Origin of the sequence: Brevundimonas naejangsanensis DSM 23858, from assembly GCF_000421705.1 — a bacterium.
GTDB lineage: Bacteria > Pseudomonadota > Alphaproteobacteria > Caulobacterales > Caulobacteraceae > Brevundimonas > Brevundimonas naejangsanensis.
The window spans coordinates 178,195-199,010 of sequence record NZ_ATXN01000006.1 but is presented as its reverse complement, the minus strand read 5'-3'; the positions used below and the strand labels follow the sequence as shown (position 1 = coordinate 199,010).

General features: G+C 65.5%; 15 protein-coding genes. 6 read left to right on the top strand and 9 right to left on the bottom strand.

Annotation, left to right across the window (positions count from 1 at the left end):
• Window positions 1-65: 65 nt before the first annotated feature.
• Entirely contained in the window at window positions 66-866 is an 801-nt protein-coding gene (locus tag H556_RS0113210; protein WP_024354893.1) for a GntR family transcriptional regulator, read from the bottom strand.
• A gap of 127 nt (window positions 867-993) precedes the next feature.
• Between H556_RS0113210 and H556_RS0113205 the strand changes: the two genes are divergently transcribed.
• Window positions 994-1,818 carry a GntR family transcriptional regulator gene (locus H556_RS0113205; protein WP_024354892.1) on the top strand — a complete coding sequence of 275 codons (825 nt, stop codon included), beginning with the start codon at window positions 994-996 and terminating at the stop codon, window positions 1,816-1,818.
• Window positions 1,819-1,860: 42 nt separating this feature from the next.
• On the opposite strand, the gene H556_RS0113200 is transcribed toward H556_RS0113205, so the two are convergent.
• Window positions 1,861-3,354: an aldehyde dehydrogenase gene (locus tag H556_RS0113200; RefSeq protein ID WP_024354891.1), complete on the bottom strand. Its 1,494-nt coding sequence runs from the start codon at window positions 3,352-3,354 to the stop codon at window positions 1,861-1,863.
• A 230-nt stretch (window positions 3,355-3,584) separates the two neighbouring features.
• On the opposite strand from H556_RS0113200, the gene H556_RS0113195 reads away from it, so the two are divergent.
• Window positions 3,585-4,784: an FAD-dependent oxidoreductase gene (locus H556_RS0113195; protein WP_024354890.1), complete on the top strand. Its 1,200-nt coding sequence runs from the start codon at window positions 3,585-3,587 to the stop codon at window positions 4,782-4,784.
• A gap of 102 nt (window positions 4,785-4,886) precedes the next feature.
• Here the strand turns inward: H556_RS0113195 and H556_RS0113190 are convergent, their stop codons facing one another.
• Both H556_RS0113190 and H556_RS0113185 read right to left on the bottom strand, forming a co-directional pair.
• Window positions 4,887-5,180 (bottom strand): hypothetical protein, encoded by a 294-nt coding sequence (locus H556_RS0113190; protein WP_024354889.1) that lies wholly within the window; start codon window positions 5,178-5,180, stop codon window positions 4,887-4,889.
• A 35-nt stretch (window positions 5,181-5,215) separates the two neighbouring features.
• Window positions 5,216-6,058 carry a maleate cis-trans isomerase family protein gene (locus tag H556_RS0113185; protein WP_155802489.1) on the bottom strand — a complete coding sequence of 281 codons (843 nt, stop codon included), beginning with the start codon at window positions 6,056-6,058 and terminating at the stop codon, window positions 5,216-5,218.
• A gap of 92 nt (window positions 6,059-6,150) precedes the next feature.
• On the opposite strand from H556_RS0113185, the gene H556_RS15925 reads away from it, so the two are divergent.
• A complete protein-coding gene (locus H556_RS15925) occupies window positions 6,151-7,311 on the top strand; it encodes a class I SAM-dependent methyltransferase (protein ID WP_024354887.1) in 1,161 nt (386 codons plus the stop codon).
• A gap of 154 nt (window positions 7,312-7,465) precedes the next feature.
• Here H556_RS15925 and H556_RS0113175 read toward each other — a convergent pair whose 3' ends face one another.
• Both H556_RS0113175 and H556_RS0113170 read right to left on the bottom strand, forming a co-directional pair.
• Entirely contained in the window at window positions 7,466-9,595 is a 2,130-nt protein-coding gene (locus H556_RS0113175; RefSeq protein ID WP_024354886.1) for a TonB-dependent receptor, read from the bottom strand.
• A 295-nt stretch (window positions 9,596-9,890) separates the two neighbouring features.
• Window positions 9,891-12,275, bottom strand: a complete 2,385-nt coding sequence (locus H556_RS0113170; RefSeq protein ID WP_162140916.1) for a TonB-dependent receptor — start codon at window positions 12,273-12,275, stop codon at window positions 9,891-9,893.
• Window positions 12,276-12,502: 227 nt separating this feature from the next.
• Between H556_RS0113170 and H556_RS0113165 the strand changes: the two genes are divergently transcribed.
• Window positions 12,503-13,312 (top strand): hypothetical protein, encoded by an 810-nt coding sequence (locus H556_RS0113165; protein WP_155802488.1) that lies wholly within the window; start codon window positions 12,503-12,505, stop codon window positions 13,310-13,312.
• Between the two features lie 81 nt (window positions 13,313-13,393).
• Here H556_RS0113165 and H556_RS0113160 read toward each other — a convergent pair whose 3' ends face one another.
• From H556_RS0113160 to H556_RS0113150, 3 genes are read right to left on the bottom strand one after another with little or no spacing between them, the layout of a single operon-like run.
• Window positions 13,394-14,875, bottom strand: a complete 1,482-nt coding sequence (locus H556_RS0113160; protein WP_024354883.1) for an indolepyruvate oxidoreductase subunit beta family protein — start codon at window positions 14,873-14,875, stop codon at window positions 13,394-13,396.
• A 5-nt stretch (window positions 14,876-14,880) separates the two neighbouring features.
• A complete protein-coding gene (locus tag H556_RS0113155) occupies window positions 14,881-17,022 on the bottom strand; it encodes a thiamine pyrophosphate-dependent enzyme (protein ID WP_024354882.1) in 2,142 nt (713 codons plus the stop codon).
• Between the two features lie 6 nt (window positions 17,023-17,028).
• Entirely contained in the window at window positions 17,029-17,814 is a 786-nt protein-coding gene (locus tag H556_RS0113150) for a cyclase family protein (RefSeq protein ID WP_024354881.1), read from the bottom strand.
• 122 nt (window positions 17,815-17,936) lie between these two features.
• On the opposite strand from H556_RS0113150, the gene H556_RS0113145 reads away from it, so the two are divergent.
• Together H556_RS0113145 and H556_RS0113140 are read left to right on the top strand one after the other, a co-directional pair.
• Window positions 17,937-18,413 (top strand): MarR family winged helix-turn-helix transcriptional regulator, encoded by a 477-nt coding sequence (locus H556_RS0113145; protein WP_024354880.1) that lies wholly within the window; start codon window positions 17,937-17,939, stop codon window positions 18,411-18,413.
• Window positions 18,414-18,510: 97 nt separating this feature from the next.
• Window positions 18,511-20,814, top strand: coding sequence for a bifunctional salicylyl-CoA 5-hydroxylase/oxidoreductase (locus tag H556_RS0113140; protein WP_024354879.1), 2,304 nt, complete (start codon window positions 18,511-18,513; stop codon window positions 20,812-20,814).
• Window positions 20,815-20,816 lie beyond the last annotated feature (2 nt).

Genomic DNA, 20,816 nt, shown 5'->3' with positions numbered 1-20,816 from the left:
AGATAGGCCAACTATAGACCGTCCTGCGGCGGGCGCCAGCCGATCCTGAGACGGAGCAGTGGAAATCAGGCGCCGTCCTGCCAGTTTCCTTCTTCGCGGCGGCTGAGCAGGTGATAGCGGAAGCGGTCGGCGTGATAATGGGCGTGAATGTACTGGACAGGTTCGCCGTCGGCCCGGCGCATGATCCGCTCGATCCGGAGCAGGGGCGACCCGATCGCCACCTGGAGCGCCGAAGCAGCAGCGGTGTCTGCTCCGACTGACGATATCCACAGTTCAGCCTCATGCGGCGTCGCCCCGGCTCGCTCCAGGAGGTCCAGCATGGACTGTTCAGCAAAGGCGGCGTCGTCACATCCGCTGGCGACGAACTCCGGCAACCACGACACAAGATAGGAAAACGGCGTCTCGCCCAACCGACGCAGGCGGGTGATGCGCCGCACAGGGGCGCCGGGGATGACCGCCAGCGCGTGCGCGACGTCGCTATCGGCTGCGACAGACCGGCTTTCCAGCAACTCGACCTGGGTTTCGTGCCCCATGGTCTTGAGCGAATCCATCAGGGTGGAGAAGGACCCTGTCACCACAGGCAGTTCGACCTGCGGCGCCACCACCGTGCCGCGGCCCCGATGGCGCGTGACCAGGCCCGCATCGGCCAGTTCATTCATGGCGCGCTTGATCGTTATTCGCGACGCGCCCAGCAGTTCAGCGATCTGATGCTCACCGGGTAACAGGGAGCCGGGCGGAAACACGCCGCGCCGGATCCGCTCGGCGAGCAGCAGCCGAACCTGATGATACAGGGGGATCGGCAGCCGGTCGTCCAGAAGCTCGGGACGCAGATCCAGGGCGTCGTCTGTCGGCGGGGATGATGTCATACCGCCTTGTGTGGCTTGCGGCGGCGACGGAGACAAGCCGGAGTGGTCAAGCCGCTAAGGTCTGATAATAAGCACAAGTTCGCTAATTGACGACGCAGGCCCTGACGCCAGCGTGTGGAGGATGAGCTTGGCCAGACAGGGCGCTGAGGCAGGGACCGATATCGGTCGGCGTAGCCTCAAGGCGGACGGCGGTTCCAGCAGCCTGCCGATCTACCACCAGCTGACCACCATTCTGCGTCAGCAGATCAAGGACAGCGCCTTTGCGCCGGAGCAGCCGCTGCCGTCCGAAATGCAGCTGGCGGCGGCCTATGACGTGTCGCGCGTGACGGTGCGGCGCGCGCTGGATCTGCTGGAACGCGAAGGCTGGATTCGACGCAAGCATGGCGTCGGCACTTTCGTCGCCCCGCGCGCTGATGAGGCGCAACGAGAGGAAAGCCGGGTGTCGGGCCTAGTTGAGAACCTCATCACTCTGGGGCTTGAGACGACGGCGCGGCTGTTGGCCTATGAACCAGAGGCGGCGACGCCGGCCGCCGTGCTTCAGGCGTTGGGCCTTCCCGCCGACGAGCGAGCGCTGCGGATCGAGCGCCTGCGTTTCTTCAAGGACAAGCCCTTGTCGGTGACGACGGTGTGGCTGCCTCGTTCCGTCGCCTCCCTGGCGCCTCGGAGCGTCATCGACGACCGGCCGATCATGCGTATCCTGGAAAGCGGCGGGATACGCGCTCAGCGCGCTGAACAGACTATCAGCGCCATTCCAGCCGACGACGCGGCGGCCAATAAGCTGAATGTGGCTATCGGGGCGCCGCTGCTGCGCCTGCGCCGGACGGTGTTCGACGGCGACGGCCGCCCGTTCGAGCACCAGGTCGGCCTCTATAATCCCGATCAGTATGAGTACCACATGCTGCTGACGCGCGATAACAGCTCGGCCCGTCCGCAGTGGCGTCACATCGGTTGAGGCGAAGCGCGGCGGGACAGGCCCGCCGCAACCCCGTCGGGATCAGGCGCCGAACTTGCGCAGCGGCACGTCGGCCAGAGGAATGGTCGTCGTCTTCTCTTCGGTGAAGAAGGCCATGGAGGCGGCGGCGCCGTCGCGGCCCAGACCCGAATCCTTCACCCCGCCGAACGGCGCGCGCAGTTCACGCACCATCGGGGTGTTGACCCACATCAGACCCGTGCGAACGGCCTGACTGACCCGCAGGGCCTTGTCCACGTTCTGCGTCCAGCAATAGCCGACCAGACCGAACTGGCTTTCATTGGCCATGCGGACGGCGTCCTCCATGTCGCTGAACTTCACGAAGGCGGCGAAGGGTCCGAAGATTTCCTCTTGACAGACGCGGTCGCTGTTGCTGGGCGCCAGGACGGCGGTCGGCTCGATGAAATAACCCGGTCGGTCCAGCGCCTTGCCCCCGGTCAACAGGGTCGCGCCCTGACTTTTGGCGATGTCGACATAGGACAGGATGTGCTGACGGTGGCGGGCCGAGGCGATGGGGCCGATCTCGGTGGCGTCGTCCAGCGGGTCGCCGACGCGGATCTTTCGCGCCCGCTCGACGAAGCGATCGACGAACTCATCGAAGATGGAATCCTGGACCAGGATGCGCGACCCGGCCAGGCACTGTTGCCCGTTGTTTGAGAAGATGGAGATCAGGGCACCGTCCAGGGCCCGCTCCTGATCGGCGTCGGCGAAGATGATGTTGGCCGACTTGCCGCCCAGCTCCATCGCCGCCGGTTTCAGCCGTCGCCCGGCCGCCTGCATGATGTGGCGGCCCGTCTCGGTCCCGCCGGTGAAGGCGATCAGATCGACCTCGGGATGATCCACCAGGGCGGCGCCCGTCACCGCCCCGCGCCCGTTCACCAGGTTGACCACGCCCGGCGGGGTGATGGTGTTGATGATCTCGACCATGCGGGCCAGCGACAGCGGAGTCTGCTCCGACGGCTTCAGCACGCAGGTGTTGCCGAAGGCGATGGCCGAGGCGACCTTCATCGACGCCAGCGCCAGAGGCGAGTTCCATGGCGCGATCAGAGCGGCCACGCCCACAGGGTGGCGCGTGACGAATGTCAGGTGATCCTTGATCTGCTGCCAGACCTGGCCGGGCTGCTGGCTGATCGCCTCGGCGAAGAAGCGGAAATTATAGCCTGCGCGCACGACCTGGCGGCTGAGAACGTCGCGCAGGACGATGCCGGCGTTCAGTGTTTCCAGCGTCGCCAGTTCCACGGCGTGGGCGTCGATGGCGTCCGCGATTCGATAAAGGATCGTCTGTCGGGCCTCTACCGACATTTCGCGCCATGCCGGATCGTTGAAGGCCCGTCGTGCGGAGCGGACGGCACGATCGACTTCCTCGGCGTCGGCTTCCTGCAGTTCGGAGATGACTTCGCCGTTGCCCGGATAATAGGCGGGCAGGCGATGGCCGCCGCGCTCTGCGACATAGGCGCCGTCAATCAGGCTGGTGACCGTTTTGGGAGCCCAGTCGAACGGGGAGGCGGGGAGGGACATGAGCGGTCATCCTGATACTGTGGCGACTTGTGTTGTGTTTAAGCTAATACGTGATCGATGCGGATCGCAAGGCGAGAGGGCGCGGTGAGGCAAAAGCTGCTTCATTGGCCCTTTGAGGCGTCGAAGTTTCCATAAATGCGCGAGGCTGCAGGGAAGTCTGCGACTCTTCCCTTGCCGGAATGCCGAACAAATGTATTAAGTCAGATACAAGTAGGCATGAGGTCGCCAATATGCAGCAATGGGACGCCCAAGTGGTCATCGTCGGCGCCGGCCCGGTCGGGTTGAGCGCGGCCTTGAGGCTGGAAGCTTTCGGGATTTCAGCCATTGTGCTTGAGGCCGAAACGGAGTTGCCTGAAGACCTGCGGGCGTCGACTTTTCATCCCCCGACGCTGGACATGCTGGCGCAGTACGGACTGGCCGAGCCGCTGATCGCTCAGGGGCTGAAGTGCGAACAGTGGCAGATCCGTCATCATGAAACCGGCGAACGCGCCGTCTTCGACCTGTCCTATCTGCAGGGCGAGACCCAGCATCCTTTCCGGCTGCAGTGCGAGCAATTTCGTCTGTGCCGTATCCTGGCCGACCACCTGTCGGATGCGCGTCATGTCGAAATCCGCATGGGCGCAACGGTGTGCGCCGTGGATCAGGACGGAGACGGCGTCAACGTCACCTATGAGCAGGGCGGTCAGGCGCAGACTCTGCGCTGTCGCTATCTGATCGGGGCGGACGGCGCCCGTAGCGCGGTGCGGACCCTGCTGGGGTGGGAGCTTGACGGCAAGACCTATCCTGAGACGACCATCCTCGCGATCACGGACTTCCCTTTCGAAGACCATCTGGAGGGGCTGTCGAACGTCAACTACTGCTGGACGGACGGCGGCACCTTTTCCCTGCTCAAGCTGAAGGATTTCTGGCGCTGCAGCCTCTATCCGCGCGGCGAAGAGTCCATCGAGGACGCGCTGGACTCCGCCAGCATCGAGCGCAAGCTTCAGGCCATCGTCGCAAGGGACGAACCATACAAGGTGCTGGAGATCCGTCCCTATCGCGTGCACATGCGGATCGCGCCTGATTACCGCAGCGGACGGGTCGTGCTGGCGGGCGACGCCGCCCACATCAACAGCCCGTCCGGCGGGATGGGCATGAACGGCGGCGTCCATGACGCCTTCAACCTGACCGAGAAGCTGAAGGCCGTGCTGGAAGGCGCCGACGAGAGGCTGCTGGATCTCTACACCCGCCAGCGCCGCCCTATCGCCGAGCAGGAGATCCTGGCCCAGGCGGATCGCAACCGTGGGCGGATGCAGGAGCGCGACCCGGAACGCCGCAAGGTCATGATGGCCGAGATGCAGGCCATGCTGGCCGATCCTGTGCGGCACAAGGACTATGTGATGCGCTCATCCATGATCGACGGCCTGCGCAAGGCGGCGACGCTGGCCTGAGGCGAGCTCCTCCGCACGTCGCTGCTTGAGGGAGCATCGGCGAAAGCGGAGCGGGGCGAGGGGCGACGGGCCGGGCGCAGGGCGTCCCGGCCCGTTTTCGCATCAGGCGCCCAACTGTCCCTTGAGGGCGTCGACCTCTTCCTGAAGCACGTAGAACACGCGGTCGGTCAGCGCCGCGTGGCGCGCGCGGCGCGCGGCCTGTTCCTGCTCGGTCAGGACATGATGATCGACCGCGTCCGGCGACAGCACGCCCTGGGCGGCCAGCAGGTTTTCCAACGTCGCCACCCGGTCGCTCAACCCGGCCACCTCAGTCACCAGGGCGGTGATGATGGCGGTCAGCCGGTCGTTGGCGGTGTCCTCAAAGAAGGTCGGGCGGGGCGGCTTGGGCGTAGACATCAGGAAACTCCTCGAAACGAAATCAGAATAGGGCGTCAGGTGCTCTTCAGACGGGCGCGAACGGCGGGGAAACGGCTCCATAACCGTTCGCGCCAGGGGGCGTCGGGCGCCAGCCATTCCGTGATCAGCGGCCGCTCTTCCAGTCCCAGTTGATGCGCGACGGACCAGGCTGTGGCCAGGTTGGAGGACAGGATCGGAATATCCGTTTCCTCGCTGGCGACGGCCAGGGCGGCCAGGCTTGGCGCGCCCGTTCCCATGACGATCACGGCGTCGGCGACGCCCGCCTTCAGGCCTTGGCGCAGCCCTGTCAGCAGGGTGGCGGCCGTCTGGCCGTAAATCGGGTGAGCCGCGCCATGCGCGAGGGGCGACTGGATGACAGCGGCCACATCATATCCCGCCCCGCGCCAATGGTCCTGAGCGGCCTCGGTCAAGGCTGAAGGGTAGGGGCTGACCAGGGTGATGCGCCGCGCTCTCAGCGATTGCAGGCCATCCTTCAGCGCATCGGCGGCGCAGACGACAGGACAGGGCCCGTGGCGGCGCTTCAGCGCTTCCGGCCGACGCCGCGAAGGGCCCAGCAGATAGGTCGAGCCGGTGCAGGCGAACGCAACGGCGTCCAGAGGCGCGTCGCCGAAAGGGGCCAGCCATTCCTCAAGCCGCGTCTCATAGGCCCTGAGCCTGGCGCTCATCTCGGAAGCGGGCGCATACATGCGCGCGGTCAGCAGGTTCACGTCCGGCGGCATCAGCAGCGACAGCTCAGGCTCGGCGGTTGGATTTTCGGCCGGGGTCAGCAGGGCGACCACGCCGCGCGCGCCCAGATCGGGCCGGTCGCGCTCCACACCGGATGCAGGGCGAAGAGGGGGCGGCGAGATTGAAGGCATGGTCCGATCCGACGAAGAGACTTTCGCATAAGAGGTATTTGAGATAATACATCATGAAAGACTGAACGCCAGTCGAACATGGAGGAGAGCGCATGATCATCGACCGTACGGCCACCCATGAACTTCTGGCCCGGCCGCTTCACGATGAGGCGGCGCGCACCCAGTACATCGTGCAGTTGAAGAACCGGCTCCGCCGCTATGAGGACGCCAACAAGGTCGCCCTGGACGCCCGCGCGGGGCCGGCCTTCGAAGCCGCGTCGGGCAAGACGCCCGAAACCGTCGAGGACATCACGGCGGCCATGGTCCGTGATCCCTTCTATCAGATCTGGAGCGCGTTCAGCCGCAGCGCTCAGGACGTCATGTGGAACTCGGTGGGCGAGACCATTCATCGCGAACTGCCGCGCATGAAGCAGGTCGCCGCCGGTCTGGTCCAGGCGCCGGCGGGTGGCAGCTGCGAAACCAGCCCCGACTTTGCGGCCCCGGCCGACGCCTATGCCGGCCACATCCACGGCCAGCCCGGCGGCTATATGCTGGGCGAGGGTTCGGCCGACGACTTCACGGCCGGGGCCTTCTATGAGAGCGGCGGAAACGCCTATTCGCTGGGTGTCGGCATCGGCACGCGCGACTCCAAGTCTGCGGCCGTCATCGAATTCCTGGCTGAGCGCTATCCCGGCTTTAAGCCGCGTCGCATTCTGGATTTGGCCTGTTCCTCGGGCGGCGCCACGGTCGGCTATGCGGCCGCCTTTCCCGAGGCCGAGGTCTATGGCGTCGACGTGGCGCCCGGCCTGCTGCGCTACGCCCATATCCGGGCCGAGGCGATGGGGCTGAAGGCGCACTTCCGTCAGATGGATGCGGGCGCCATGCCGTTCGTGGACGAGAGCTTTGATCTGGTCGTGTCGCACAACATGATGCACGAGGTCTCGCGCGCTTCGCTCGGCCGCATTTTCAGCGAGGCGCGCCGCGTTCTGCGCCCCGGCGGCGTGGTCGTGCACCAGGACGTGCCGATGAAGGGCGCCGATTTCAGCGCCTTCGAGAAGTTCATCTTCGCCTGGCAGACCAAGAACAACGATGAACCCTTCTGGGACGAGTTCCTGGCGACACAGGCGCCGGACGTCATGCTCGAAGCGGGTTTCGCGGCTGACGAAGTTCTGGAGACGACGGTGCGGATGCGGGACGGCCCGCGCGCCTGGTATATCGTGCTGGGCGAGAAGCCCGACGCTGAGGGGCGTCGCGGCACGGCTCTCACCGGCTGATCGACCCGGCGATCAAATGATGGAAAAGGCCCCGGACGCATCGCCGTCCGGGGCCTTTTTGCTTTCTGGAGCAGAGGCTGGCCGAGGCCGGGGCCTCAAAGAAAAAAGGGCCCGCAGCGTGAACTGCGGGCCCAACCAGCTTCTGGGAGGCAGGTCAGAAGTTGGCTTCGTAGGTCAGGCCGATCTGACGACCGCGCGGCAGGGAGCCCACAAAGCCGCGACGGTTGGTGGTGAAGTCCGAGTAGCGGACGATGCCGACAGGATCGATGTTGTCGAAGATGTTGCGGCCGAACAGGATCACCCGGTGCGGGCCGCGTTCCCATCCCAGTTGCACGTTGGCGGTATCGCGGCCGTCCACCCAGGCCAGGTTGGCGACCTGATCATACTTCTTGGAGCGGAAGGAATAGGTGCCGTCGACGAAGAAGCGGTTCTCGCCGACGTACCAGGCGTAGTTGCTGCCCAGGGAGTACTGGATCTTGGGCGCGTTGGGGATCGCCTTGCCGCTGACGTCGCCGTCGCCGCCGGTCAGGGTGGCGAAGTCCGGGTCGGTCGCGTTGGTATATTCGGAATCCGCATAGGCGAAGGTGCCGCGCACGGACCAGTCGGAGGTGATCTTGGCCTGGGCCTCGACCTCGACGCCCTTGACCTCGACCTCGCCGACGTTGCGGATGAAGGAGACGGTCTCGGTCGAGGACAGATTGGCCACCTGGGTCATCTGCTGGTTCGACCAGTCGATATAGTAGCCGGCGACGTTCAGGCGGACGCGGCGGTCGAACAGGTCGCTCTTGAAGCCCAGTTCATAGTTCCAGGCTGTCTCTTCGCCGTAGGAGCGATCGGCGGGGCTCAGGCGCACGTCGGTGTTGAAGCCGCCCGGCTTGTTGCCGCGCGCCACCAGGCCATAGAACATCAGGTCGTCAGTGGCCTTGTACGACATGGTGAAACGCGGGTTGGTCGAGCGATAGGTCGCTTCGTAATCGAAGTTGGAATCCCCGCCGGTCAGGTGCAGCTTTTCTTCGGCGACGCGCACTTCGGCCGTGCCCGACAGCTTGTCGGTGAAGTCGAAGCCGACCAGGCCGAAGGCGGCCAGGTTTTCCGTCTCGATCGTGCCGTTGTCTTGCAGGGCGCGTGAGACATAGCGATAACGCCCGTCCCAGCGGTCGCTGTTGAAATAATAGGCCCCGGCCATCCAGTGCAGGCGTTCGCCGCGCGGCGAAGCGATGCGGAATTCCTGGCTGAAGCCCTTGATGTTCACCCGGTCGTCGACATGCAGCGAACCGCCCAGCAGGCGCTGGGGCAGGTAATCAAGGTCGGCCTTTCGGTGCTCTTCGGAGTCGTTATAGGCGCTGATCGAGGTCAGGGTGTAGCCGCCGTGATCGTATTCGGCGGTCAGGCTCAGACGGCCGGTCTTGCGTTCAACGCCGCCGCCGCCGATTTCATCCAGATTCAGGCCGATCATGTCAGGCGTGACGTTGATGGCGCCGCAATAATACTGGGTGCGGGTGTCCAGATAGCAGTTGTTGGCGGTCGAGCGTTGGATCGCCATCGGCTCGTGGCCGTCATTGTTGTGAGCGTATGAGCCGCGCAGGATGAAGCTCAGTTCCGATGTCGGCGTGTACATCAGCGCCAGGGTGCCGCCGACAGTCTTTTCCTGACCGATGGTCTTGCCGTCGCTGGGCGTGCCGGGCGCATTGTTCCGGTACTCGCCGCCATAGGTGTAGTAGTTGACGGACGCCTGGGCCGACAGCACGTCCTTCACCAGCGGCCCGCTGAGGCCCATCAGGAAGTTGTATTCGTCATGCTCGGCCGCGGTGGCGCGGATCAGCGCCTCGACGTCCTGCGACGGCTTGCGCGTCGTATAGCTGATCGCGCCTGAGAAGGTCTGGCGGCCGTACAGGGCCGACTGGGGTCCCTTGATCACCTCGACCTGGTCGACGAAGGCCATTTCGGTGGCGAACAGGCTGTCCGGGATATAGACGCCGTCGATGAAGGAGGCGGCGTTGGGCGCGCCGAAGACGTTGGCCTGGCCGCGAATGACCGGGCGCTCGAAGCGGCGGCCCTGGTCCTTCTCGATGTTGAGGCCCGGGGCGATCGAGGAAAGGTCGGTGACTTCGCGGATGCCGCGACGCTGCATGTCCTCGGCGTTCAGCGCTGTGATCGACAGCGGCACCTCTTGCAGGCGCTCGCTTGTCTTACGGGCCGTGACGATGATCTCATCGACCTGGACGGCGTCCTGAGCGGCGGCGGCGCCCGCCAGGACGGAAAAGCCGGCCGCGATCGCGGTCATGGCCAAGGCATGGGTACGATGTCTCACTGTCACTCCCTCTCATGCCCTTATGACTTGGCATGTATCTTTATGAAGACGAGTGATAGTCGCCACAATGTGGTTGTTCTGTCAATCAACCATGATGCTTCGGCACGCCTAACTCGGCTTGTCTCGCGTGAGCGAGTTGAAATGTATCTAGATTAATACTTCTTGGCGCCCTGTGATCAGGCGTGCGGCTGGAAGCCGGGCCGGTGCAGGGAGCACCGACCCGGTTTGCCGCGCCCGGTCAGCCAGCATGACTGGCTGCGCGTCGGTCTCAGTAGCGGACCGACAGACTTACGCCCCAGGTGCGCCGTTCGGGCGCGCTGACGCCAAAGGCGCGGGGGCGATCCCCGCCCGGCGATTGTACGGCCGGCGCAGTGTAGTCAACGTAACGCAGCGCTCCGGTGGCGGTATCGTCATCGAAGACATTGCGCGCCCACACCATCAACTGCAGGTTGCCTCGTGACAGTCCGGCGGCGAGGTTGACGCGCTGCGACGCCGGTATCAGCGCCAGATTGTGAACCTGGGCATAGAATGATCCGACGTAGGTCAGGTCGGCTGAAGCGAACCAGTCGATATCGCTCCAAGCTGTAGCGCCGTCATAGCGCAGGCCCACGCTGCCGGTGTGTTCGGACACCAGCGGCGAACGACGGCCGACGATGGAGCCGGCGTCCCTACAACCCGGTAGGGTCAGGTTGACGAAATAGGTGGTCGTGCCGGGAAGCTGGCTTTTACAGGCGATGCCCAGGTGCAGGATCGCTTCGTCGTTATCGACGCCCTGAGTAATCTTGGTGTCAAGATAGGTATAGGCGAAACGAAGCGACAGATTTGACGTCAGGTTCCGCAGGCCCTCGATTTCAACTCCGTTGACCTCCGTCTCGCCCACATTGGTCATGTAGCTGGCCGCAGCGGTCAGGGTCTGGAAGGTGGTGCTGAGGACCTGGTTTTCGATGACGTTGTGGAACAGGGCGGCGTTCAGATATCTGAAGCCGAACAGGGATGTTTTGGCTCCGATCTCGAAATTGGTCAGGCGCTCTTCATCATAGGTGGCGACCGGAGCGGTCACGATGTTGAAGCCGCCGGGCGAGTTGCCCATCGAGTATTGCGCATAGAGGTTCACGCCCGGAGCGTGCTTCCATGTCAGGCTGACGCGCGGCAGGAAGGTTTCGAACACCGCATTGCGCACATCATTGGCGCCGACGACCTGGCTCGGAAGAGGAGAGCGCAGCGCCGCGATCGCTGCAGGGCTGAAGAAGTCGCTGACACGATAGGACTGGGCGGTCTGCGTCACCTCGTCCCGCTGCCAGCGCCCTTCCAGCGAGACGGTCAGACGGTCCGTGAAGTCGTATTCGGCGCCGCCGAACACCGCCAGGTTTTCAACCTCATAGATAGCGTCGAGCACATCCGGGCCGACCTCGGTGATTTCCAGGTACTTCTTCAGCGGCGTGGTCTTGTCGCTGCCCGAATAGACGCCGAGGGACCATCGCAGGGCGCGGTCGCCCGAACTGGCCAAGCGCACTTCCTGCGTGACCGAATCCCGATCCTGCGCGCGCGTATCATTGAAGAGGGACCGGCTGCAGTCGCGATTGGGTATGGGCACGAAGGCGCACGCCGCGCCGAGGGTGAAGAAGTCACGATCATCGTAGCTGAGATCCACCCCGGTCTCGAGATGGGTTCGCGACCAGCCGGCCATATAGGAAAGCCGCGGCCCCTCGTCGCCGAACTGATAGGCGACGGAGCCCATGATCGCGTCCGTATCGCGGAAGATTCCTGGCGACAGCACCTTGTCCGTATTCACCGCGAAACGGGTAGGCGTCCGGATGTCGCCGCAATAATAGGGGCGGGTCGTCAGGAAGCAGTTGTTCGCCGACGCCGGCTGGAGCATCAGCGGCGCCTGGGTCTCTTCAGAGCGGACGCCATAGTAGCGCAGGGACGCTTCAAAGCGGTCGTTAGGGTGGAAATACAGACCGGCGTTGTAGGTGTCGGAAGAGCGGGCCCCCAGCATTTCACCCAGGCCGGCCTCGTTTCTGTACTGCCCGTCGAATTCAGAGTGGCTGACGCCCAGCACAAATCCCAGGCTGTCATCGACCGGCCCGGACAGGCTGACGTTGTAATCCAGACGTCCGTCCGAGCCCGCAGTCACTGCGCCGCGCGCAGAGAAGGCGTCGCCGGGCAATCGTGTGACCAGGTTGATCGCGCCCGACAGGGTTCCCCGGCCATAGAGAGACGATTGCGGGCCGCGCATGACTTCGACGCGCTGAAAGCTTTCCATGTCCAGGGTGGACAGGGACCCAAACCACGGCACGCCGTCGATAAACAGGCCGACCTTGCCGTCCGCCAGAAGAAGGTTCGAGGCGCCGCGGATGACGGGGCGGTCGTTGAAGCTGCCGAATGACGACTGCATCTGGAAGCCCGGCGTATATCGCGCCACGTCCATGACGGTTTCGATCTGCAGCGCGGCCATGGTCTCTGCGCCCATAGCGCTGACTGACACCGGGACGTCCTGTGCGGATTCTTCGCGTTTGCGCGCGGTGACGATGATGTCATCGACGATTGATGCGCTTGAGGTTTCTGCGTCCTGGGCCTGCGCGGCGCCGGAAAACGTCCAGACGACGGCGAGCGCTGACGCCGTGGCCAAAAGAAATTGAGGTTGCTTCATCCAGTGGGTCCCCCCTGCTGCGAAGGCGGCGCTCGAACGCGCCGGCTTCCGTCCCGTACGCACGTCCCGCATCATCGACCTGATCCGTCCCTGGCCTCCCCGCCGGGGCATTCGGACGATCTACGGCGCCTTTAAGGGGTCACGCCGTTGAATGTCGTTGACACAGCGATATCAACGTTAGACTTGTATTGAAGTAGGCACAAGATGCCTTGTGGAGGGGAGTTGAAATGATGGTGTTTCGGAAAGTATCGCGCCTTGCTGCGATGATCTGCGCACTGATGATGATGACGCCGACGACAGCGCTGGCGAACGGATTTGATGCGCAGCTTTTTCAGGTCTGGCTCCAGACGCGTACAGGCGGAATGGGGGCATCGCCGGTCTACTGGTATTCAACCGGCGAAATCACGGAGTTCCCCACGGGCAAGGTTCTGGCCAAGGTGGAGGGCTTTGATACAGCCCGTCTGGTCCCGGATCCGGACTATCCGGGCGGCTTTATCCAGTTGTCTCGTAAGGTGTACATCTACCGCGATGTGCAGACGGGCGAGCTTTTGCGGGAACTCAACGGCGTTCCTCTGGAACCCATCCTGTTCGATTATCAGCAGATTCATTATCGGCTGAACGGCGACCGGCTGCAGACCATCTCTGTGGTGGGAACGGGCGAGCGCGTCAGCGTAACCGGGCCGCATGAAGTGATCAGCGCGCGATGGATCGGGGACATCGCCAACTTCACCGTCCCTGTTTATCGCGATCGCCCTTTGCCGGGCGGGCAGAGGCTCCAGTCCTTTGAGACCTATGACTTCTTTGTTCTGCCTGAGGCGTCTGGAGCCGCCTATAAGAACCTTGTCAGTTTCGCGTCGTCTGTGCCGACCCCGCCGGCGCTGGGCGCGGGCACGTCCTACCTTCACCAGGCGGGCTGGCGGTATGAATCGTTCGACGATCTGCCCGCATCCATCCGCGATTTCGTGGTGCAGGAGCAGCCGCGCTGGAAGGCTCCGCCGCTCGATCTGGCAGAGATCAAAGCGCTTCAAGGGCGCTAGGCGAGATGACGACATGGCTGGCGCGCTCGGCGGCGCCGGCCATGTCTGTTGCGCATCACGCCAAAGGCGCGTGGGCGACCGTCAGGCTGCGGCGCCCAGTCGGTTGAGCTCAGCATTAAGCGCCTGCCCCTGTTCGTCGGCCAGGGCCGCACGGCGAAGCGTGGCGATGTCGTCGGCGGTCGGCGCGCCGGAGCGGATGAAGCCCAGGATTTTGGCGTAGCTGGACAGGCCGCGATCGAAGGTCTCGCCATAGCCCTTGATCAGGTTCTGGCATCGCGCGACTTCGAGCGCGACATCCGGCTGCGACGGCGCCCGAGCCTGAATTTCCGCTAGCCATCCTTCTACGCGCTGCTGCTCCTCCTGGTAGCGCAGGGAACTGCGGCGCAACGGACGCATGGCGGCCAGCAGGCTCAGCATCAGGAACCAGCGCAGCCTCGTCGTCTCCACATGGCGGCCCTTGGTGAAGAAGCGCCCCAGCAGTTTTTCGGCGGCGGTGCTGTGCAGGAGGCGCCGCCCGATCGGGGCGGGCAGGGTCTCGCAGATCTCGCGCAGACGGGGGTGCATGAACTCGGTGACGCTGAGAAGCTGGTCGTTCTTGACGCGCACTTCACCACGGACGCGAGCCGCGCGGGAGGCGCGCGTTTTCAGGTCCGCTACCCGGATGGTGTCGTCATAGGCCATCCACAGCGCCAGGGCCGCGGCCGTCTCTGTGGTCAGGGCGTGCGGGGGCTGGTCCAGCGCCGCGATCCGCTCCAGCCGTTCGAGATAGAGGGCGGCGTAGGCCTGATCCTGATAGTCCATCAGGCGCTGAACCCCCAGCAGGGCGTTCCTGTGCGCGGCGGCGGGCAGGCGGGCGCGAATCCGCGCCGCCAGCGCCTGGCCGAAGGGCGTGGTCGGTTCCGGCGTCGGAACCGCAGGTTCGTCGGGCGCCGCGACCGGCTGACGGGCGGCGTCGAACCCCTCGGCGAAGCCCTTGAGGTTGCTGTCGACCGCGACGCCGCTGGCGCGGATCGCGTCTTCGAAGGCTTCGCGCGGGAAGGGCAGGGCGCCGCTGCCCGCCAGGGCGCCGAACATGATCGAACTGATGACGCTGCCAGACCGGGCGGAGGCGGCGTCCATGTCGAAGCCGACGAAGCGGCGCGCCCGCTTGGCGGCGGCTTCGAGAATCTTGCTGCTGTCGGCGCGACCGTCGCCCATCGCCGACTTCTCGGCGATGGCGTAGATGCGATGGGTCGAGCCGATCAGCGTCGTGCGTTCGGCGCTGACGAAGCCGCGCACCATGGCGCGGCCGACCTCCATCAGCTCGGAGGCGATGACGACATCGACGTCGCCGGGCGTCGGCATCTGCGCCAGGACGGGCGCGCGCCCGTCGGCAGGCATGGGCGCCAGTTCGACATAGTAAACGGTCGAGCCCGTGCGCTGGGCCACGCCGGGGACGGAGGTGCCCTGAGCCAGCTGGCCCTGGCTGCGGGCGACGCTCTGAATCCAGTCGGCCAGCACGCCGCCGCCCTGTCCTCCGAGCGCCAGAATGGCGATGCAGAGACGATCTCTTTGCTGTGTCATGGTTCTCAGAAAGCCCGTGCCGCCAGGCGGCGCTCGGCTCCGCGCTGGAGAGTCGTGATGATGCGTTGGCGCAGTCCGTTGACGAAGCGCTCCCAGCGTCCCGGGTTGGTCACCACCCGCGCCCGATAGAAGCTGGGGCACAGAATGGCGGCGTGGCTGACCTCGCCGCACAGGCCGCAGCCGACGCAGGAGTTGTCGACATGGGCCACCGGATCGCGCCGCAACGGATCAGGATTGGGCTTGATCGACAGGGAGGGGCAGCCGGACAGACGGATGCAGCTGTGGTCCCCAGTGCAGGTGTCGGGATCAACGCCGAAGCGGTCCTGAGAGACGCGCCGTCCCGCCTGAGCGGCCTTGCGCAGCAGGGGCTTCTCGCGGCGCTGCTTGTTCAGCATGCATTCGGACTGGGCGATGATGACCTTCGGACCCTTCTCCGGGCTGGTCAGCGCTTCCTTCAGCGCGTCCTTCATGCGTTTCAGGTCATACGTGCGGTCGATGGAGCGCACCCATTCCACGCCGACGCCTCGCGCCGCCTTCTCGATCGGATTTCGGGTGCTGCGCGTCTTGCTGTCGGCGCGCGAGGACAGCACGTCCTGGCCGCCGGTCGCAGCCGAATAGCCGTTGTCGACGACCAGGGTGACGGTGTCGTTCTTGTTGAACACGGCGTTGCCGACGCCTGAGGTCAGGCCGTTATGCCAGAAGCCTCCATCGCCCATGATGGCGATCGCGCGCCTGTCCTTCGGCTTGAAGGCCGAAGCCCCGGCGGCGCCCAGGCCGTAGCCCATCGTCGTATTGCCGATGTTGAACGGCGGCAGGATAGAGAACAGGTGGCAGCCGATATCCGCCGACACGTGCGACGGGCCCAGTTCGCGCTCGACCATCTTCATGGCGGTGAAGATCGGGCGCTCCGGGCAGCCGGTGCAGAAACCGGCGGGGCGGGCAGGAACCTCGGCGGCCAGACTTGTGACCGCCGCAGGCGCCGGGGCGGCGGAAACCGGTGCGGGCGCTGGAGCGTGTTTCGGGCTCCATTCCTCCAGGAAGCTCTTCAGCCCCTTCTGGATGACGTGGGCGGCGTATTCCCCGGCGCGCGGCAGCGGGCCCTTGCCGACGATGCGGGTCTCAAGACCTGCGCGCCGGATCAGGGTGTTCAGCTCATGCTCGATGAACTCGGGCTGGCCTTCCTCGATGATCAGTACCGCCTTCTTGCCGCGACAGAAGTCCGTCACCTCTTCGGGGATCAGCGGATAGGTGACGTTGAGGCAGTAGATCGGCAGGGCGCTGTCGCCGAAGGCGTCGGCTAGGCCCAGCAACTCCATCGCCCGGTTCAGGTTGTTGTAGAGGCCGCCCTGGACGATCAGGCCGATCTCGCCCTCGTCCGGGCCGAAGGTCTCGTTCAGCTTGTTGTCGCGCACGAAGGCGACGCCGGCGGGCCAGCGCTTCTCGACCTTCTCGACCTCATGCAGGAAGTTGGCGGGCGGCAGGACGATCCGCTCCACATCGCGCACGGGCGCGGCCGCCGCCTGGGCCACGGTCAGGGGCGGGCGGCGGTTGTCGCGGGCGACGAAGCTTCCGGTCATGTGGCAGGAGCGCACACGCAGCTCCAGCATGACGGGCGTGTGCGAGGCCTCGGAAAGCTCGAAGCCCTTTTCGACCATGTCGACGATGCTGGTCAGGTTGGGGCGGGGGTCGAGCAGCCACATCTGCGACTTCATGGCGAAGGCGTGGGTGCGCTCCTGCATGATGGAGGAGCCTTCGCCATAGTCCTCGCCGACGATGATCATGGCGCCGCCCGTCACCCCGCCCGACGCGACGTTGGACAGGGCGTCAGAGGCGACGTTCGTGCCCACGACGGACTTCCAGGCCACGGCGCCGCGCAAGGGATAGTTGACGGAGGCGGCCAGCATGGCCGCCGCCGTGGCTTCCGAGGCGCTGGCCTCGAAATGAACGTCCAGGCTTTCAAGCAGGTCGTTGGCATCGGCGAAGACGTCCATCAGGTGGCTGATGGGCGAGCCCTGATAACCGCCGACATAGGCGACCCCGGATTGCAGCAGCGCCTTGGTCACGGCGAGGATGCCCTCGCCGTGAAAGACGTCGCCTTCACCCGCGGTCAGTTTGCGGACTTCCGACTTGAACGAACGCTCGGCCATCCTGGATCAGCCCGCGACCAGAGCCAGAACGCGCAGCGGGCTGCCCGATCCATCACGGATCTTCAGCGGCGGCGCGATCACCACGGCGCCCGTCGGCGGCAGGGCGTGCAGGTTCTGCAGACATTGCAGACCATAGCGGCCGGCGCCGTGGAACAGGGCGTGGGCGGGGTAGGGCGGCTCCAGCAGGTGCGCCTGACCGGCGTCCGTGCCGATGGTTTCGACGCCGAAGCCCAGGGCGTCGCGCTCTTCGACCAGCAGGCGGACGGCCGCGACCGACGGTCCAGGGGTGTGGGCGCCGTCTTCGCGGCGGTTCACATAGGCCTCCGGGTCACGCTTGGACCAGTCCGTGCGGAAAAGGACCCAACTGCGCGGCGGGATGCGGCCGTGAACAGCCTCCCACGCCTCGATGTGCGAGGGCTCCAGCAGGAAGTCGGGATCGGCGGCGGCCTCGGCGGAGCAGTCGATGACGACGGCGGGCGCGATCAGGTCGGACGGCGGCACCACGTCCACGGTGCCGGCGGGCTGGTCCTTGCCGGTGACCCAGTGGGCGGGCGCGTCGAAATGGGTGCCCGTGTGCTCGCCGACGGTGAAATTGCTCCAGTACCAGGCGACGCCGCGCTCGTCGTAGCGGGATATTTCCTCGCGGCTGAACGGCGCGCACTGGCCGAACGGCGGCGGCAGCACCAGAGTCGGCGTGTCTTCCGACAGGATTTGCGTCAGGTCGACGACCTTTACATCACCGCTGGCGATGCCTGCCGCGATTTGCGACAGAGCTTGTGCAGATGCGGACATTCGTCCCTCCCCTTTTCTTTTTCCTCAGGATCGAGCCTTGCCGAAGAAACTTGCATCTGCAACTAATTTCTTGAGCGCCGACGCTGATCCGGCGTTGGCTCTGGGCGGAGAGGGACGGCGCCGTGGCTGAGCAAACGCGCCGGACAGGCGACCCCGGTTCGGAAGATTTCCGTCTTGAGCGCTACCCTTTTTACCAGGTGAACAGGGTGCTGAGCCGCTACAATCTGATCATCGAGCGCGAACTGCGGAAGATCGACGTCGACATCCCGACCTGGCGGGTCCTGATGATCCTGGGCGAGCAGGCGCCGCGTTCGATCGGTCAGATTTCGCGGGCGGGCGTGATCAATCTGTCGACCATGATGCGGATCGTGGAGCGGATGACCAATGCCGGGCTGGTGTCGCGCAATCCCAGCGCGGCGGACGCGCGGGTGATCGACGTCAGTCTGACGCAGGCGGGCCGCGAGCGGTTGGCGCAGGCCCGGGTCCTGATGGCGCCCGTCTATCGCCAGGCGCTGGCGGGTTTCGCCGAGCGGGATGCTGAGCGGCTGCTGACGCTGCTCGGGCGACTGAACGCCAACCTGGAAGCCATGACGGACTAGGACGCTTCCCGCGATGCAGCGCCCTGTCGGCGGCGGAGATGAACCGCTTGCCTGCCGCCTTCATTTATTTTAGACCTAAAGCAACTGGAGGCGTCTCATGCGTGTTGCTTGTCTTGGCGGCGGTCCCGCCGGCATCTATTTCGCCATCTCGATGAAGCTTCGGAACCCGGAGCACGACATCCATGTCTTCGAGCGCAACCGGAGCGGGGACACCTTCGGCTGGGGCGTCGTCTTTTCGGACCAGACTCTCACCAATCTGACGGCGAACGACCCGGTCAGCGCGGATCGGATCCGGGACAGCTTTGCGCACTGGGAGGACATCGCCGTGGCGCTGGGCGGCCGCACGGAGGTGTCTTCCGGCCACGGCTTCATCGGCATCGGGCGCAAGCGGCTGTTGCAGATTCTGCAGGCTCGGGCGGCCGAGCTCGGCGTCGTCATGCATTTCGAGACCGAATTCGGCGATGATCTGGAGCCTTACGCCGACTTCGATCTGATCGTCGCCGCCGACGGGATCAACAGCCGCATCCGCACCCGCTACGCCGACCGTTTCGACATCGACATCCAGACGCGCCGGAACAAGTTCACCTGGCTGGGCACGCAGAAGCTGTTCGACGCCTTCGCCTTCATCTTCGAGAAGACCCCGGCGGGCTGGATCTGGGCGCATGCCTATCGGTTCGACGAAACCCATTCGACCTTCATCGTCGAATGCTCGCCTGAGACCTGGGCGGGGTTGGGCTTCGAGGACATGAGCCAGGAAGAGACGCTGGCGGCGTGCGAACGGATTTTCGCGCGCCATCTGGACGGCCATCCGCTGCTGAGCAATTCGGCGCATCTGCGCGGCTCGGCGTCGTGGATCAACTTCCGCCGGGTGCTGTGCGGCCAGTGGTCTTTCGACAATGTGGTGCTGCTCGGCGACGCCGCGCACACGGCGCACTTCTCGATCGGATCGGGCACGAAGCTAGCGCTGGAGGATGCGATCAAGCTGGCCGAGGTGCTGGACCGGCCGGGCCTCGATAACCGACAGGCGCTGACGCAGGCGCTGAAGGATTATCGCGACGAGCGCCAGGTCGAGGTGCTGAAGATCCAGAACAGCGCGCGCAACTCCATCGAATGGTTCGAGAACATCGACCGCTATGCGGATTTCGACGCCGAGCAGTTCGCCTACGCCCTGCTGACGCGTAGCCAGAGGGTCAGCCACGAGAACCTGCGTCTGCGCGACGGCCCCTGGCTGGGACGGGTCGAGGATTGGTTCGCCGGCCAGGCGGGTGCAGGGGCGGGGACGCCGCCGATGTTCGCCCCCCTGCGCCTGCGCGAGGCGCAACTGTCCAACCGGATCGTCGTGGCTCCGATGCAGACCTATCAGGCTGATGCTCAGGGGCGGGCGACGGACTTCCACCTGGCGCATTATGGCGCGCGAGGGCTGGGCGGCGCGGGTCTGCTCATGACCGAAATGCTGGCCGTGTCACCCGAGGGCCGTGTCACGCCGGGCTGCGCCGGTCTCTATGACGACGATCAGATTGCGGGCTGGGCGCGCATCAACGCCCTGATCCACGCCGGGGGAGAAACCCTCGTCTGCGCCCAGATCGGCCATGCGGGTCCGCGCGGAGCGTGCGTCGCGCCGCAGGGCGGCCGTCCGGCGACGACGCCGCTGGATCACCCCTGGCCGCTGGTGGCGGCTTCGGACCGGCCCTGGGCCGAGGGCGGCCTCGCGCCCGCCGCTCTGGACGAATCCGGGATGGACGATGTGCGCGACGCCTTCGTCGCCGCGGCGCGCCGGGCGGAGGCGGCGGGCTTCGACGTGCTGGAGATACAGGCCGGACACGGGACTTTGCTGTCCAGCTTCATCACGCCGCTGATGAACCATCGCCAGGACGCCTATGGCGGCGATCTGGACGGGCGTCTGCGCTTCCCGCTGTCGGTGCTGGAAGCGGTGCGCGCCATCTGGCCTGAGGCCAAGCCGTTGCTGGTGCGGATATCGGCCGAGGACTGGATGGGCCAGGCCGGTCTGGCCCCGGATGAGGCGGTTGAGATCGCCCGTCGGCTGGCTGCGGCCGGGGCGGACCTGATCGACGTCTCGTCCGGCGAGACGCATCCGGACGCGCGTCCTGTCACCGGCCGGATGTACCAGACGCCCCTGTCCGACCGCATCCGCAACGAGGCGGGCGTTCGCACCCTGGCGGTCGGCGCCATCACCGAGGCGGATCAGGCCAACGCCATCCTGGCGGCAGGGCGAGCGGACCTTGTCGCCCTGGGGCGTCCGCACCTGCTGGACCCGGCCTGGACCTTCAAGGCGGCGGCCGCCGCGGGCCGCCGCGAGCATCCGACGCCCAGCGTCTATCGCGCCAGTTTCGACCAGCTTGCGCGACAGGCCCGAAGCGCCGCAGATGGCGTTAGAGCCTGACC